The organism is Rhodovibrio salinarum DSM 9154, from assembly GCF_000515255.1.
GTDB lineage: Bacteria > Pseudomonadota > Alphaproteobacteria > Kiloniellales > Rhodovibrionaceae > Rhodovibrio > Rhodovibrio salinarum.
In genome coordinates this window covers 3,347,114-3,361,104 of the sequence record NZ_KI911559.1, presented here as the reverse complement: position 1 = coordinate 3,361,104, position 13,991 = coordinate 3,347,114, and the positions used below count along the sequence as shown (strand labels likewise).

Genomic DNA, 13,991 nt, shown 5'->3' with positions numbered 1-13,991 from the left:
TAGACGATGCAGTCTGGCGGCGGATCGGGCCAATCGACGGCGCGCCCCCGATCCGCCGCCCTTGAGATCGCCTCCGGCCCGCGCACCCGGAGACGGTCTTGGCGCGAGACGCGCTGAATGGTGGGAGTAGCCCAGTTATGAACGAGTTGATGAACATCTTCGGCCAGGTCAGCGGCCCGCAGAGCTTCGACGAGTTGAAAATCTCGATCGCAAGCCCCGAGCGGATCCGTTCCTGGTCCTACGGCGAGATCAAGAAGCCGGAAACCATCAACTACCGGACCTTCAAGCCGGAGCGCGACGGCCTGTTCTGCGCCCGCATCTTCGGTCCGGTGAAGGACTACGAGTGCTTGTGCGGCAAGTACAAGCGCATGAAGTACCGCGGCATCATCTGCGAGAAGTGCGGCACCGAGGTCACGCTGGCCAAGGTGCGCCGCGAGCGCATGGGCCACATCGAGCTGGCCAGCCCGGTCGCGCACATCTGGTTCCTGAAGTCGCTGCCGAGCCGCGTCGGCCTGCTTCTGGACATGACGCTGAAGGACCTGGAGAAGGTCCTGTACTTCGAGAGCTACGTCGTCGTGGAGCCGGGCCTGACCACGCTGAAGTGGGGGCAGCTGCTCACCGAAGACGAGTACATGAACGCCCAGGACGACTATGGCGACGACTCCTTCACCGCGATGATCGGTGCGGAGGCGATCAAGGCCATGCTGCAGTCGCTGGACCTGGAGGAGATGCGCACGGACCTGCGCACCGACCTGCGGGAGACGACTTCCGAGGCGAAGCGCAAGAAGCTGGTCAAGCGCCTGAAGATCGTCGAGGCGTTCGCGGATTCCGGGACCAAGCCGGAGTGGATGATCCTGGACGTGGTGCCGGTGATCCCGCCGGAGCTGCGTCCATTGGTGCCGCTCGACGGCGGTCGTTTCGCGACGTCCGACCTGAACGACCTGTACCGCCGGGTGATCAACCGCAACAACCGTCTGAAGCGGCTGATCGAGCTGCGCGCGCCCGACATCATCGTGCGCAACGAGAAGCGCATGCTGCAGGAAGCGGTCGATGCGCTGTTCGACAACGGCCGCCGCGGCCGGGTGATCACGGGGGCCAACAAGCGCCCGCTGAAGTCCCTGTCGGACATGCTCAAGGGCAAGCAGGGGCGCTTCCGTCAGAACCTGCTGGGCAAGCGCGTCGACTACTCCGGCCGTTCGGTGATCGTGGTCGGTCCGGAACTCAAGCTGCACCAGTGCGGGCTGCCGAAGAAGATGGCGCTCGAGCTGTTCAAGCCGTTCATCTACCACAAGCTCGAACTCTACGGGTACGCCTCCACCATCAAGGCCGGCAAGCGCATGGTGGAAAAGGAGCGCCCGGAGGTCTGGGACATCCTGGAAGAGGTGATCCGCGAGCACCCGGTGATGCTGAACCGGGCGCCGACGCTGCACCGTCTGGGCATCCAGGCGTTCGAGCCGGTGCTGATCGAGGGCAAGGCGATCCAGTTGCACCCGCTGGTCTGCACCGCGTTCAACGCCGACTTCGACGGCGACCAGATGGCCGTGCACGTCCCCCTCGCGCTGGAAGCCCAGCTCGAGGCACGCGTGCTGATGATGTCGACCAACAACATCCTCTCGCCGGCCAACGGCAAGCCGATCATCCAGCCCTCGCAGGATATCGTCCTGGGTCTTTACTACCTGAGCCAGGAGAACGAGGGCGCGCCCGGCGAGGGCATGGCCTTCCGCGACATGGGCGAGATCGACTACGCCCTGCAGCAGGGCTCGGTCACGCTGCAGTCCAAGGTGAAGGCCCGGTTCGACACCGTCGATGAGAACGGCAACGAGGTCACGCAGACGATCGAGACCACCCCGGGCCGGATGCTGCTGGCCGAGGTCTTGCCGCGTCACCCGAACGTGCCGTTCAGCCTGATCAACCGCCTTCTGACCAAGAAGGAGATCACCGAGGTCATCGACATCGTCTACCGCCACTGCGGTCAGAAGGACACGGTGATCTTCGCCGACAAGGTGATGGCGCTCGGCTTCTCCTGGTCGACCAAGGCCGGGATCTCGTTCGGCAAGGACGACATGATCATCCCGGACGCCAAGCACGAGCTGGTCGGCAACGCCGAGGCCGAGGTGAAGGAGTTCGAGCAGCAGTACCAGGACGGCCTGATCACCCGTGGTGAGAAGTACAACAAGGTGGTCGACGTCTGGTCGCGCTGCACGGACGACGTCGCCGACGCCATGATGGCGGAGATCTCGAAGAATACCGGCAGCTCCATCAACTCGGTCTACATGATGGCGCACTCCGGTGCCCGTGGCTCCCCCGCGCAGATCCGCCAGCTGGCCGGCATGCGCGGCCTGATGGCCAAGCCGTCCGGCGAGATCATCGAGACGCCGATCATCTCGAACTTCAAGGAAGGCCTGACCGTGCTCGAGTACTTCAACTCGACGCACGGTGCGCGTAAGGGCCTGGCCGACACGGCGCTGAAGACGGCGAACTCGGGCTACCTGACCCGCCGTCTGGTCGACGTCAGCCAGGACGCCGTGATCTCCGAGGAGGATTGCGGCACGCGCAACGGCCTGACCGTGAAGCCGGTGGTCGAGGGCGGCGAGGTGATCGCGCCGCTGAGCGACCGCGTGCTCGGCCGGACCGCCTTGGAGGATGTCTACGACCCGGTCTCCGGCGATCTGATCATCAAGCAGGACCAGATCATCACCGAGGATCTGATCGACAAGATCGAAACCGCCGGTCTGGATCAGGTGAAGATTCGCTCGGTGCTGACCTGCGAGTCCCGTAAGGGCATCTGCGCCCAGTGCTATGGCCGTGATCTGGCCCGCGGCACCAACGTCAACATCGGCGAGGCCGTGGGCGTGATCGCCGCGCAGTCGATCGGCGAGCCGGGTACGCAGCTGACCATGCGGACCTTCCACATCGGCGGCGCCGCCCAGGGCGGTGGCGAGCAGTCGAGCGTGGAAGCCTCGGTCGAGGGCGTTCTGCAGATTCGCAACAAGAACGTCGTCGAGAACTCCGAGGGCCAGTTGGTCGTCATGGGCCGCAACTGCGAGCTGGTGATCTCCGACAAGGATGGCCGTGAGCGCGCCAGCTACAAGGTGCCTTACGGCGCCAAGGTCCTGCTGCAGGAGGACGTCGAGGTCGAGAAGGGCACGCGGCTGGCCGAGTGGGACCCCTACACCCAGCCGATCATCACCGAGCGCGAGGGGACGGCCCAGTACGAAGACCTCGTCGAGGGCACGTCCGTGCGCGAGGTGACCGACGAGACGACCGGCATCACCAACCGCGTCGTGGTCGACTGGAAGCAGCAGCCCAAGGGCTCCGAACTGAAGCCGCGGATCGTCCTGCGGGACGAGAACGGCGACGTGGTCCAGTTGGCCAATGGTGCGGAGGCCCGCTACTACCTGACCGTCGACGCCATCCTGTCGGTGGAGAACGGCGATCAGGTGAAGGCGGGTGACGTGCTGGCCCGCGTTCCGCGCGAGTCGTCCAAGACCCGCGACATCACGGGTGGTCTGCCGCGCGTCGCCGAGCTGTTCGAGGCGCGCAAGCCGAAGGACTACGCGATTCTCTCCGAGATCCCAGGACGCGTGGAGTTCGGCAAGGACTACAAGACCAAACGCCGCGTGATCGTCGTGCCGGACGACGAGAGCCAGACCTCGCGCGAGTACATGGTGCCGAAGAACAAGCAGATCACCGTGCGCGAGGGCGACTGGGTCGACACCGGCGACATGATCGTCGATGGCAACCCGGTGCCGCACGACATTCTGGACATCCTGGGCGTCGAGGCGCTTGCCGAGTACCTCGTCGAGGAGATTCAGAGCGTCTACCGGCTGCAGGGCGTGAAGATCAACGACAAGCACATCGAGGTGGTGATCCGCCAGATGCTGCAGAAGGTCGAGATCAACGCCCCGGGCGACACGACCTACCTGATGGGCGAGCACGTCGACCGGCTGGAGTACGAGGAGGTCAACCGCAAGATGGCCGAGCAGTCCATGGCCCCGGCGCATGCCCGGCCGGTGCTGCAGGGCATCACCAAGGCCTCGCTCCAGACTCGCTCGTTCATCTCCGCGGCGTCCTTCCAGGAGACCACCCGGGTGCTGACCGAGGCGGCCGTCTACGGCAAGTCGGACTACCTGGAAGGGCTCAAGGAGAACGTCATCGTGGGCCGTCTGATCCCGGCGGGGACGGGCGCGACGATGAACGAGTACCGCAAGGTGGCTGGCCATCGCGATCGCAAGCTCTTGCAGGAGCGGGAGCAGCGCGAAGAGTTGGCCGGCGGCGACGCGGAGCAGTCCGTCGCTCAATAAATCCGGGACTTTTCCCGGATTCGAGGAGAGATGTGACGACTCGGTTGCGGTCGGGTCGTTACATCGTTAGGTTCGCGCGGGACGCGGCCGGACTCGGCGCCGTACAGCACGGCGACGGACCGGGCGGGTCCCGCGCAACGCGTATCGACGGTGGCGGCGCCAAGCGCCCGTCGGAGCCGACCCAAAGGGGTTCGGAAACGGCGGAAAAGAGCGGTTTTTGACCGCTTGACGCGCACCGGTCGCCTCACTAGGATGCGCCAGCCTTTACGGGGGCTGGTGGTAGGCCGCTTTCGGTGATCGCCGAATCTCGGTCTAGACGCAGTCCCGCGCGACCAGACTGGACCATAGCCAACGCAACGCGAACCGGCGGATGACCGCGTGTCCGCACCAGGGGCGGCCTGATCTCGGGCTTGGCTCCCGGTGACGTTTTGCTTGGTAACGACAAGGGTTGAATGACGAATGCCGACGATTAACCAGTTAGTCCGGCGGGGCCGTAAGGACCGCACGGTACCGAATAAGGTGCCGGCGCTCGAAGCTTGCCCGCAGCGCCGCGGGGTCTGCACGCGCGTCTACACCACCACGCCGAAGAAGCCGAACTCCGCGCTGCGTAAGGTCGCCCGTGTGCGCCTGACGAACAGCTACGAGGTGACGAGCTACATCCCGGGCGAGGGGCACAACCTGCAGGAACACTCCGTCGTGATGATCCACGGCGGTCGTGTGAAGGACCTGCCGGGCGTGCGCTACCACGTCATCCGCGGCGCGCTGGACGCCCAGGGCGTCAAGAACCGCAAACAGCGCCGGTCGAAGTACGGCGTTAAGCGTCCGAAGTAAGGAGCCGACCGCATGTCTCGCCGGCATAGCGCGGAAAAGCGGGAAATCCTGCCGGATCCGCTGTTCAACGACGTGATCGTCACGAAGTTCGTGAACAACCTGATGTACGACGGCAAGAAGGCCACGGCCGAGAAGCTGGTGTACCAGGCCTTCGAGCGCATCAAGTCGCGGACCGGTGGCGATCCGCTGCAGACCTTCCATGATGCCCTGGAGCACACGACCCCGGACATCGAGGTCCGGTCCCGGCGCGTTGGTGGCGCGACCTATCAGGTCCCCGTGGAAGTCAAGCATAACCGGGGTCAGGCGCTCGCCATCCGTTGGCTGATCCGCGCCTCCCGGGCGCGCTCGGAGCACACCATGACCGAGCGCCTGGCGAACGAATTTCTGGACGCGTCGAATAACCGCGGCGCGGCCGTCAAGAAGCGCGAAGACACGCACAAGATGGCCGAGGCCAACCGTGCGTTCTCGCACTACCGCTGGTAACCGGCCGACTGCGCCGACCGCACGCGAAAGAGAGCAGCCATGACGTCCCGTCAGACCCCGCTCGAGCGTTATCGTAACATCGGCATCATGGCCCACATCGATGCTGGTAAGACGACCACGACCGAGCGCGTCCTGTATTACACCGGCCGATCCCACAAGATCGGCGAGGTGCACGAGGGCGCCGCGCAGATGGACTGGATGGAGCAGGAGCAGGAGCGTGGCATTACGATCACCTCCGCAGCGACGACCTGCTTCTGGAACGACCACCGCGTCAACATCATCGACACCCCGGGTCACGTCGACTTCACGATCGAGGTCGAGCGTGCGCTGCGCGTGCTGGACGGCGCGGTCGCGGTGTTCGACTCGGTGGGCGGCGTCGAGCCGCAGTCGGAGACGGTCTGGCGTCAGGCCGACCGCTACAAGGTTCCGCGCATCTGCTTCGTCAACAAGATGGACCGGATGGGCGCCAACTTCGATCGGTGCGTGCAGATGATGCGCGATCGCCTCGGCGCGACGCCGGCGGTGATGCAGCTCCCATACGGCACCGAGGCCGATCACAAGGGCGTCATCGACGTCATCGAGCAGCGCGCGATCGTCTGGCAGGAAGAGACGCTCGGCGCGAAGTGGGATTACGAAGAGATCCCGGACAGCCTGAAGGAAGCGGCCGAGAACGCCCGTCAGGAGCTGATCGAGCACGCGGTCGAGCAGGACGAGGAGGTCATGGAGGCCTACCTCGAGGGCACCGAGCCGGATAACGACACGCTGCGCAAGCTGGTTCGCAAGGGCACCTGTAACCTCTCGTTCGTGCCGGTGTTCTGCGGGTCGGCTTTCAAGAACAAGGGCGTGCAGCCGCTGCTCGACGGCGTCGTCGACTATCTGCCGTCGCCGATGGACGTCGAGGCGATTCGCGGCGTCAAGCCGGGCACCGAGGAAGAGGACTTCCGCAAGGCCGGTGACGACGAGCCGATGAGCGCGCTGGCGTTCAAGATCATGACCGACCCGTTCGTCGGCACGCTGACCTTCGTGCGCGTCTATTCGGGTAAGGTGACGAAGGGCGCGCAGATCCTCAACTCCGTCAAGGACAAGCGCGAGCGCGTTGGCCGCATGCTGCTGATGCACGCCAACCACCGCGAGGAGATCGAGGAAGCGCTGGCTGGCGACATCGTCGCGATCGCGGGTCTGAAGGATGTCACGACCGGTGAGACGCTGTGCGACCCGAAGTCGCCGATCGTCCTGGAGCGCATGGAGTTCCCGGATCCGGTAATCGAGGTCGCGGTCGAGCCGAAGTCCAAGGCGGACCAGGAGAAGATGGGGCAGGCGCTGGGCCGTCTGGCGCAGGAAGACCCGTCCTTCCAGGTTCAGACCGACGTCGAGAGTGGTCAGACCGTCATCAAGGGCATGGGCGAGCTGCACCTCGACATCCTGGTTGATCGGCTGCGGCGTGAGTTCAAGGTCGATGCCAACGTTGGCGCCCCGCAGGTCGCCTATCGCGAGACCATCGCGCAGCGTGCCGAGATCGACCACACGCACAAGAAGCAGACCGGCGGTGCCGGCCAGTTCGCCCGCGTCAAGCTCGTGTTCGAGCCGCTGGAAGCCGGCGAGGGCTTCAAGTTCGAGAACGCGGTTGTTGGCGGGTCGGTGCCTAAGGATTATATTCCGGGCGTCGAGCGCGGCCTGGAAAACGCCCGCGAGGGCGGTGTTATCGCCGGCTTCCCGGTGATCGACTTCAAGGCAACGCTGGTCGACGGTGCCAGCCACGACGTCGACTCCAGCATCATGGCTTTCGAGGTCGCGACGCGTCAGGCGTTCCGCGATGGCATCAAGAAGGCCAAGCCGGTTCTGCTGGAGCCGGTTATGAAGGTCGAGGTGGTGACCCCGGACGAGTACATGGGCGACATCATCGGCGACCTGAACTCCCGGCGTGGCAGCGTCGGCGCGATGGATCACCGGGGCAACGCCCGCGTGATCAACGCCGAGGTGCCGCTGGCCAACATGTTCGGCTACGTCAAGACGCTGCGCTCGATGAGCCAGGGCCGGGCCCAGTTCACGATGCACTTCAGCCACTACGACCGCGTGCCGCAAGCGGTGGCTGACGAGGTCGTATCGAAGATGGCCTAAACGCCGCTGGCGCGCGCCCTGGCTTCGGTCGGGGCGCGCGCCGGGCGCGGTGGTCGGACGTCACAAACGCACAAGAACACGAACGCCCGGCGGCGCACCCCGCGGGGCGGCAGACAGATACCGGGTAACGGAGACAGACAGCGATGGCGAAGCAAAAGTTCGAGCGCGACAAGCCGCACTGCAACATCGGTACGATCGGGCACGTTGACCACGGGAAGACGACGTTGACGGCGGCGATCACGAAGGTATTGGCGGAGCAGGGCGGTTCGCAGTACCTGGCGTACGACGCGATCGACAAGGCGCCGGAAGAGAAGCAGCGCGGGATCACGATTTCGACGGCGCACGTGGAGTACCAGACGCCGCACCGTCACTATGCGCACGTGGACTGCCCGGGTCACGCGGACTACGTGAAGAACATGATCACGGGCGCGGCGCAGATGGACGGCGCGGTGCTGGTGGTTTCGGCGGCGGACGGTCCGATGCCGCAGACGCGCGAGCACATTCTGCTGGCGCGTCAGGTCGGCGTTCCGGCGATCGTGGTGTACCTGAACAAGTGCGATCAGGTGGACGACGAGGAGCTGCTGGAGCTGGTCGAGCTGGAAGTTCGCGAGCTGCTGAACAACTACGATTTCCCGGGCGACGACATTCCGGTGATCAAGGGGTCCGCGCTGGCGGCGATCGAGGGCACCGACCAGAAGCTGGGTGCGGACAGCATCATGGAGCTGGTCGACGCGATCGATAACTACATTCCGCAGCCGGAGCGCGCGGCGGACCGTCCGTTCCTGATGCCGATCGAGGACGTGTTCTCGATTTCGGGTCGCGGCACGGTGGTGACGGGCCGCGTGGAGCAGGGCGTGATCAAGACCGGCGAAGAGGTTGAGATCGTCGGGATCAAGAAGACGCGCAAGACGGTTGTGACGGGCGTGGAGATGTTCCGCAAGCTGCTGGACAGCGGCCAGGCGGGTGACAACATCGGTGCGCTGCTGCGCGGTGTTGCGCGTGACGACGTGGAGCGCGGTCAGGTTCTGGCGAAGCCGGGGACGATCACGCCGCACACGAAGTTCACGGCGGAAGCCTACATTCTGAACAAGGATGAGGGCGGTCGTCACACGCCGTTCTTCACGAACTACCGTCCGCAGTTCTACTTCCGGACGACGGACGTGACGGGCGTGGTGACGCTGCCGGAAGGCACGGAGATGGTGATGCCGGGCGACAACGTGACGATGGACGTGGAGCTGATCCACCCGATCGCCATGGACGAGGGCCTGCGCTTCGCCATCCGCGAAGGCGGCCGCACCGTCGGCGCCGGCGTCGTGTCCAAGATCATCGAATAACACGATAGACGCGGATCGGCCGGGTCCGCTCCACTCCGGTACACCCGGACAGCAGGAGCGGGCCGGCCGGCCCAGACAAGGTGGCGACGATGGAAAGCCAGAATATCCGTATCCGCTTGAAGGCCTTCGAGCACCGGGTCCTCGACCAGTCGACCTCGGAGATCGTGAACACGGCCAAGCGGACCGGCGCGCGGGTGCGGGGCCCGATCCCGCTGCCGACGCACATCGACAAGTACACGGTGCTGCGCGGCCCGCACATCGATAAGAAGAGCCGCGAGCAGTTCGAGGTGCGGACGCACAAGCGTCTCTTGGACATCGTCGACCCGACGCCGCAGACAGTGGACGCGCTGATGAAGCTGGACCTGGCCGCGGGCGTCGACGTCGAGATCAAGCTGAAGGGGTAAGCCGTGATGCGTACCGGCGTACTCGCCAAGAAGGTCGGCATGACCCGCGTGTTCACCGAAGCCGGCCGGCACGTGCCGGTGACGGTGCTGCAGGTGGACAATTGCCAGGTCACCGCGGTCCGGACCCAGGACAAGGACGGCTACACCGCCGTGCAGCTGGGTGCGGGCAAGGCCAAGGCCAAGAATGTAAGCAAGGCGCAGCGCGGTCACTTCGGTAAGGCCAAGGTGCCGCCGAAGCAGAAGCTGGGCGAATTCCGGGTCAGCGAGGATGCGCTGCTCCAGCCCGGTCAGGAGCTGTCCGCGACGCACTTCGTGCCCGGCCAGTACGTGGATGCCTCGGGCATCACGATCGGTCGTGGTTTCGCCGGCGTCATGAAGCGCCATAACTTCGCCGGTCTGCGCGCCACCCACGGCGTGTCGGCTGTGCACCGCTCGCAGGGCTCGACGGGTCAGATGCAGGACCCGGGTAAGGTCTTCAAGGGCAAGAAGATGCACGGCCACATGGGCCAGCGGAAGGTCACCACGCAGAGCCTGCAGGTCGTCTCCGTCGATGGTGAGCGCAACCTGATCCTGGTACGCGGCAACATCCCCGGCGCCGATGGCTCCTGGGTGCGGGTGGCCGATGCGATCAAGCGCACGCTGCCCGAGAACGTGCCGTTCCCGGCTGGGCTGCGCGGCACGGCCGAGTCCGAGGTCAGCGCCGAGCAGGATCCGCTCGCCGAGACGGCCGAGGAGCTCGAGGGCGATCAGGGCGCCACGGTCGGCGACGAGAGCGGCGCCGAGGCCGGTGGTGAAGAGAAGAAGGACGAATAGCCATGAAGTGCCCGGTCACCACGCTGGACAATAAGCAGGCCGGCGAGATCGAGCTGAGCGACAGCGTGTTCGCCCAGCCGGTGCGCAAGGACATCCTGGCGCGCGTGGTCAACTGGCAGCTGGCCAAGCGCCGCGTCGGTAGCGCGTCGACCCAGACCCGGGGCGAGGTCACGACCTCGAAGACCAAGATCTACCGGCAGAAGGGCACCGGCCGCGCCCGTCACGGCTCGCGCAACGCCAACATCTTCCGCGGCGGCGGTGTCGCACACGGCCCGCGTCCGCGCGACTTCGCCCACGACCTGCCGAAGAAGGTGCGTCGTCTGGGACTGAAGACCGCGCTGTCGGCGAAGGCCGCCGAGGGCAAGCTGGTGGTGCTGGAGCAGGCCACGGCGGAAAGCCCGCGCACAAAGGAGCTGCAGAAGAAGCTCGATTCGATGGGGGTTGCGAACGCCCTGGTGATCGGCGGCGCGCAGCTCGATCAGAACTTCTCGCTGGCCGCGCGCAACATCGTCGGAATCGACGTGCTGCCGCAGGTCGGTGCGAATGTCCACGACATCCTGCGGCACGATACGCTCGTGCTGACCAAGGAAGCCGTCCAGGCGCTGGAGGCGCGACTGACATGAGGCGCGAAGCCCAGGCGATCAAAGGCAAGACCCGGCCGAAGCCGAGCCAGGAGCGGATGTACACCCTGGTGAAGCGTCCGGTGATCACCGAGAAGTCGACCCTGAACCAGGAACACAACCAGGTCACCTTCGAGGTGCCGCTGGATGCCACCAAGCCGGAGATCAAGGCGGCGGTGGAGAGCTTGTTCTCGGTCAAGGTCACGGACGTGAACACCCTGCGCCAGAAGGGCAAGGTGAAGCGCTTCCGTGGCATCCGGGGCCGTCGGTCGGATTCCAAGAAGGCCTACGTGTCCCTCGCCGAGGGTCACTCCATCGACGTGACGACGGGGATTTAAAAGATGGCGCTGAAGACCTATAATCCGCGCACCCCGACGCAGCGCCAGCTGGTCACGGTCGACCGCAAGGACCTGTATCGCGGCCAGCCCGTCAAGAAGCTGACCGACGGTTTGTCCAAGTCCGGCGGCCGTAACAACCAGGGCCGTATCACCGCGCGCCGTCGCGGCGGCGGGGCGAAGCGCACGTACCGGATCGTCGACTTCAAGCGCCGCGAGAAGTTCGGTGTGCCGGCGACGGTCGAGCGCATCGAGTACGATCCGAACCGCACGGCCTACATCGCGCTGCTCACCTACGAGGACGGCGATCAGGCCTACATCCTGGCGCCGCAGCGTCTGAAGGCAGGCGACCGGGTGATTGCGGATGAGAAGACCGACGTGAAGCCCGGCAACGCGATGCCGCTGAAATCGGTGCCGATCGGCTCGATCATCCACAACGTCGAGATGAAGGCCGGCAAGGGGGGCCAGATCGCCCGCGCCGCCGGCTCGTACGTTCAGCTGGTCGGGCGTGATCAGGGGTACGCCCTGCTGCGCATGGGCTCCGGTGAGGTCCGGATGGTGCGCGGTGAGTGCATGGCCACGATCGGCGCGGTGTCCAATCAGGACCACGCCAACATCAACAAGGGCAAGGCCGGCCGCAACCGTTGGCTGGGCAAGCGCCCGAGCGTCCGCGGCGTGGCCATGAACCCGATCGACCACCCACACGGCGGTGGCGAGGGCCGCACCAGCGGTGGCCGCCATCCGGTGAACCCGTGGGGCAAGCCCACGAAGGGTGCGAAGACCCGGAAGAACAAGAAGACCGACCGGCTGATCGTCCGCCGTCGGAATAAGCAGCGCAGCTAACGGAGGACCGATCTTGGCGCGCTCGGTTTGGAAAGGTCCGTTCGTCGACGGGTTTCTGCTGGAGAAGGCAGAGAACGCCCGCGAGAAGGGCCGTAAAGAGATCATCAAGACCTGGTCGCGGCGTTCGACCATCATGCCGCAGTTCGTCGGCCTGACCTTCGGTGTCTACAACGGCAAGAAGTTCCTGCCGGTACTGGTCACCGAGCATATGGTTGGCCACAAGCTCGGCGAGTTCGCCCCGACCCGCACGTTCACCGGCCACGCCGCCGACAAGAAGGCGAAGAGGAGATAGCGCGATGGGTAAGGCAAAAAGCGCCCGCCCCGTCGCTGAGAACGAGGCGTACGCGATGGCGCGCTCAATCCGGACAAGCCCGCGCAAGCTCAACGAGGTGTGCGGTCTGATCCGGGGGCGTGGCGCCGAGACGGCGTTGGCGGAGCTCAGCTTCTGCAAGCGCAAGGTGGCGGAAGACGTTCGCAAGGTCCTCCAGTCGGCGATCGCCAACGCGGAGAACAACCACCAGCTCGACGTCGATCGGCTGTACGTCTCCGAGGCGTCGGTGGGCAAGTCGTTGGTGATGAAACGCTTCCGGCCGCGGGCCCGGGGCAGCGTCGGCCGGATCGACAAGCCGTTCAGCCGCCTGACCGTGGTGGTCCGCGAGCGCGAGGAGAGCGCCTGAGATGGGTAACAAAATCAATCCGACCGGCCTGCGGCTCGGTATCAACCGGACCTGGGACTCGCGTTGGTTCGCCGCGCGCCAGCAGTACGGCGATCTGCTGCACGAGGACCTGCGGCTGCGTCGCTACCTGAAGAAGCATCTGCACCAGGCCGGTGTCTCGCGGATCATCATCGAGCGGCCGGCGAAGAAGGCGCGGATCACGATCCACACCGCCCGTCCGGGCGTGGTGATCGGCAAGAAGGGCGCGGATATCGAGCGCCTGCGCCAGGACCTGCAGAAGATGACCGAGAGCGAGGTCCACCTGAACATCCTCGAGGTCCGCAAGCCGGAGATCGAGGCCAAGCTGGTGGCGGAGAACATCGCCAATCAGCTGGAGCGCCGGGTGGCCTTCCGCCGCGCCATGAAGCGGTCGGTGCAGTCGGCCATGCGCCTGGGGGCCCAGGGCATCCGCATCACCTGCTCCGGCCGTCTGGGCGGCAGCGAGATCGCCCGGACCGAGTGGTACCACGAGGGTCGGGTGCCGCTGCACACGCTGCGCGCGGACATCGACTACGGCGACGCCACGGCGAAGACGGCCTATGGCACATGCGGCGTGAAGGTCTGGGTGTTCAAGGGCGAGATCCTGGCCCACGACCCGCACGCACAGGACAAGCGCCAGGAAACCACCGGGCGCAACCAGTAACCAGTGGGCCCGTGAGGCCGCTTCCGGCCGACCGGCCGGCGCTAGGTCTCCGAACCGACCGCCGGGCCCGAGGGACCGGCGGTCCAGGGGAAACCACGCTAGACGTTTGAGGATCGGCCAAGATGCTACAGCCGAATCGAACCAAGTACCGCAAGGTTCAGAAAGGCAAATCGAAGCTCCGCGGTGTCGCCAAGGGCGGCACGCAGCTGAACTTCGGCCGGTACGGCCTCAAGGCGACCTCGAGCGCGCGCATCTCCGCGCGGCAGATCGAGGCGGCCCGCCGGTCGATTACCCGCCACATGCGCCGCGTCGGTAAGCTGTGGATCCGGATCTTCCCGGATGTCCCGATCACCGACAAGCCGGCTGAGGTCCGTATGGGCAAGGGCAAGGGCACCGTTGAGTGGTGGTGCGCCCGCGTTCGCCCGGGCCGCGTGATCTTCGAGCTGGACGGCGTGCCGCAGGAGGTCGCCGAGGAGGCGTTCCGCCTGGCGTCGGCCAAGCTGCCGGTGGAGACCAAATTCGTGACGCGCTTGGAGGGCTAAGACGC

Annotated in this window: 14 protein-coding genes; all 14 read left to right on the top strand. The window is 65.6% G+C overall.

What is annotated here, in order from left to right; genetic code table 11:
- Positions 1 to 137: 137 nt before the first annotated feature.
- Positions 138 to 4,304 (top strand): DNA-directed RNA polymerase subunit beta', encoded by a 4,167-nt coding sequence (gene rpoC / locus RHOSA_RS0115580; RefSeq protein ID WP_027289409.1) that lies wholly within the window; start codon positions 138 to 140, stop codon positions 4,302 to 4,304.
- 459 nt (positions 4,305 to 4,763) lie between these two features.
- Positions 4,764 to 5,135, top strand: coding sequence for a 30S ribosomal protein S12 (rpsL, locus tag RHOSA_RS0115575; RefSeq protein WP_027289408.1), 372 nt, complete (start codon positions 4,764 to 4,766; stop codon positions 5,133 to 5,135).
- 12 nt (positions 5,136 to 5,147) lie between these two features.
- A complete protein-coding gene (gene rpsG, locus RHOSA_RS0115570; protein WP_027289407.1) occupies positions 5,148 to 5,618 on the top strand; it encodes a 30S ribosomal protein S7 in 471 nt (156 codons plus the stop codon).
- Positions 5,619 to 5,657: 39 nt separating this feature from the next.
- Positions 5,658 to 7,736 carry an elongation factor G gene (gene fusA / locus RHOSA_RS0115565; RefSeq protein WP_027289406.1) on the top strand — a complete coding sequence of 693 codons (2,079 nt, stop codon included), beginning with the start codon at positions 5,658 to 5,660 and terminating at the stop codon, positions 7,734 to 7,736.
- Positions 7,737 to 7,879: 143 nt separating this feature from the next.
- Complete coding sequence (gene tuf / locus RHOSA_RS0115560) at positions 7,880 to 9,070, top strand: elongation factor Tu (RefSeq protein ID WP_027289405.1); 1,191 nt, start codon at positions 7,880 to 7,882, stop codon at positions 9,068 to 9,070.
- Between the two features lie 89 nt (positions 9,071 to 9,159).
- The gene (gene rpsJ / locus RHOSA_RS0115555; RefSeq protein ID WP_027289404.1) at positions 9,160 to 9,474 is read left to right on the top strand and encodes a 30S ribosomal protein S10; all 315 of its coding nucleotides are present in this window, start codon (positions 9,160 to 9,162) and stop codon (positions 9,472 to 9,474) included.
- 6 nt (positions 9,475 to 9,480) lie between these two features.
- Positions 9,481 to 10,287: a 50S ribosomal protein L3 gene (rplC, locus tag RHOSA_RS0115550; RefSeq protein ID WP_027289403.1), complete on the top strand. Its 807-nt coding sequence runs from the start codon at positions 9,481 to 9,483 to the stop codon at positions 10,285 to 10,287.
- A 2-nt stretch (positions 10,288 to 10,289) separates the two neighbouring features.
- A complete protein-coding gene (gene rplD, locus RHOSA_RS0115545) occupies positions 10,290 to 10,910 on the top strand; it encodes a 50S ribosomal protein L4 (protein ID WP_027289402.1) in 621 nt (206 codons plus the stop codon).
- On the top strand, positions 10,907 to 11,245 hold the full coding sequence (locus RHOSA_RS0115540; RefSeq protein WP_037256478.1) for a 50S ribosomal protein L23: 339 nt from the start codon (positions 10,907 to 10,909) through the stop codon (positions 11,243 to 11,245). The genes rplD and RHOSA_RS0115540 overlap by 4 nt, the downstream gene beginning before the upstream one ends.
- Before the next feature lie 3 nt (positions 11,246 to 11,248).
- Complete coding sequence (gene rplB, locus RHOSA_RS0115535; protein WP_027289400.1) at positions 11,249 to 12,085, top strand: 50S ribosomal protein L2; 837 nt, start codon at positions 11,249 to 11,251, stop codon at positions 12,083 to 12,085.
- Positions 12,086 to 12,098: 13 nt separating this feature from the next.
- A complete protein-coding gene (gene rpsS, locus RHOSA_RS0115530) occupies positions 12,099 to 12,377 on the top strand; it encodes a 30S ribosomal protein S19 (protein WP_027289399.1) in 279 nt (92 codons plus the stop codon).
- A gap of 4 nt (positions 12,378 to 12,381) precedes the next feature.
- The gene (gene rplV, locus RHOSA_RS0115525) at positions 12,382 to 12,762 is read left to right on the top strand and encodes a 50S ribosomal protein L22 (RefSeq protein ID WP_027289398.1); all 381 of its coding nucleotides are present in this window, start codon (positions 12,382 to 12,384) and stop codon (positions 12,760 to 12,762) included.
- Position 12,763: 1 nt separating this feature from the next.
- The gene (gene rpsC, locus RHOSA_RS0115520) at positions 12,764 to 13,444 is read left to right on the top strand and encodes a 30S ribosomal protein S3 (protein WP_027289397.1); all 681 of its coding nucleotides are present in this window, start codon (positions 12,764 to 12,766) and stop codon (positions 13,442 to 13,444) included.
- Positions 13,445 to 13,566: 122 nt separating this feature from the next.
- Positions 13,567 to 13,986: a 50S ribosomal protein L16 gene (rplP, locus tag RHOSA_RS0115515; protein WP_027289396.1), complete on the top strand. Its 420-nt coding sequence runs from the start codon at positions 13,567 to 13,569 to the stop codon at positions 13,984 to 13,986.
- Positions 13,987 to 13,991 lie beyond the last annotated feature (5 nt).

Bases quoted from the DNA above. Each gene is read 5' to 3' on its own strand.
- rplP (WP_027289396.1), top strand. From the start codon at position 13,567: ATGCTACAGCCGAATCGAACCAAGTACCGCAAGGTTCAGAAAGGCAAA.
- rpsC (WP_027289397.1), top strand. From the start codon at position 12,764: ATGGGTAACAAAATCAATCCGACCGGCCTGCGGCTCGGTATCAACCGG.
- rplV (WP_027289398.1), top strand. From the start codon at position 12,382: ATGGGTAAGGCAAAAAGCGCCCGCCCCGTCGCTGAGAACGAGGCGTAC.
- RHOSA_RS0115540 (WP_037256478.1), top strand. From the start codon at position 10,907: ATGAGGCGCGAAGCCCAGGCGATCAAAGGCAAGACCCGGCCGAAGCCG.
- rplB (WP_027289400.1), top strand. From the start codon at position 11,249: ATGGCGCTGAAGACCTATAATCCGCGCACCCCGACGCAGCGCCAGCTG.
- fusA (WP_027289406.1), top strand. From the start codon at position 5,658: ATGACGTCCCGTCAGACCCCGCTCGAGCGTTATCGTAACATCGGCATC.
- tuf (WP_027289405.1), top strand. From the start codon at position 7,880: ATGGCGAAGCAAAAGTTCGAGCGCGACAAGCCGCACTGCAACATCGGT.
- rpsL (WP_027289408.1), top strand. From the start codon at position 4,764: ATGCCGACGATTAACCAGTTAGTCCGGCGGGGCCGTAAGGACCGCACG.
- rplD (WP_027289402.1), top strand. From the start codon at position 10,290: ATGAAGTGCCCGGTCACCACGCTGGACAATAAGCAGGCCGGCGAGATC.
- rpsG (WP_027289407.1), top strand. From the start codon at position 5,148: ATGTCTCGCCGGCATAGCGCGGAAAAGCGGGAAATCCTGCCGGATCCG.
- rpsJ (WP_027289404.1), top strand. From the start codon at position 9,160: ATGGAAAGCCAGAATATCCGTATCCGCTTGAAGGCCTTCGAGCACCGG.
- rplC (WP_027289403.1), top strand. From the start codon at position 9,481: ATGCGTACCGGCGTACTCGCCAAGAAGGTCGGCATGACCCGCGTGTTC.
- rpoC (WP_027289409.1), top strand. From the start codon at position 138: ATGAACGAGTTGATGAACATCTTCGGCCAGGTCAGCGGCCCGCAGAGC.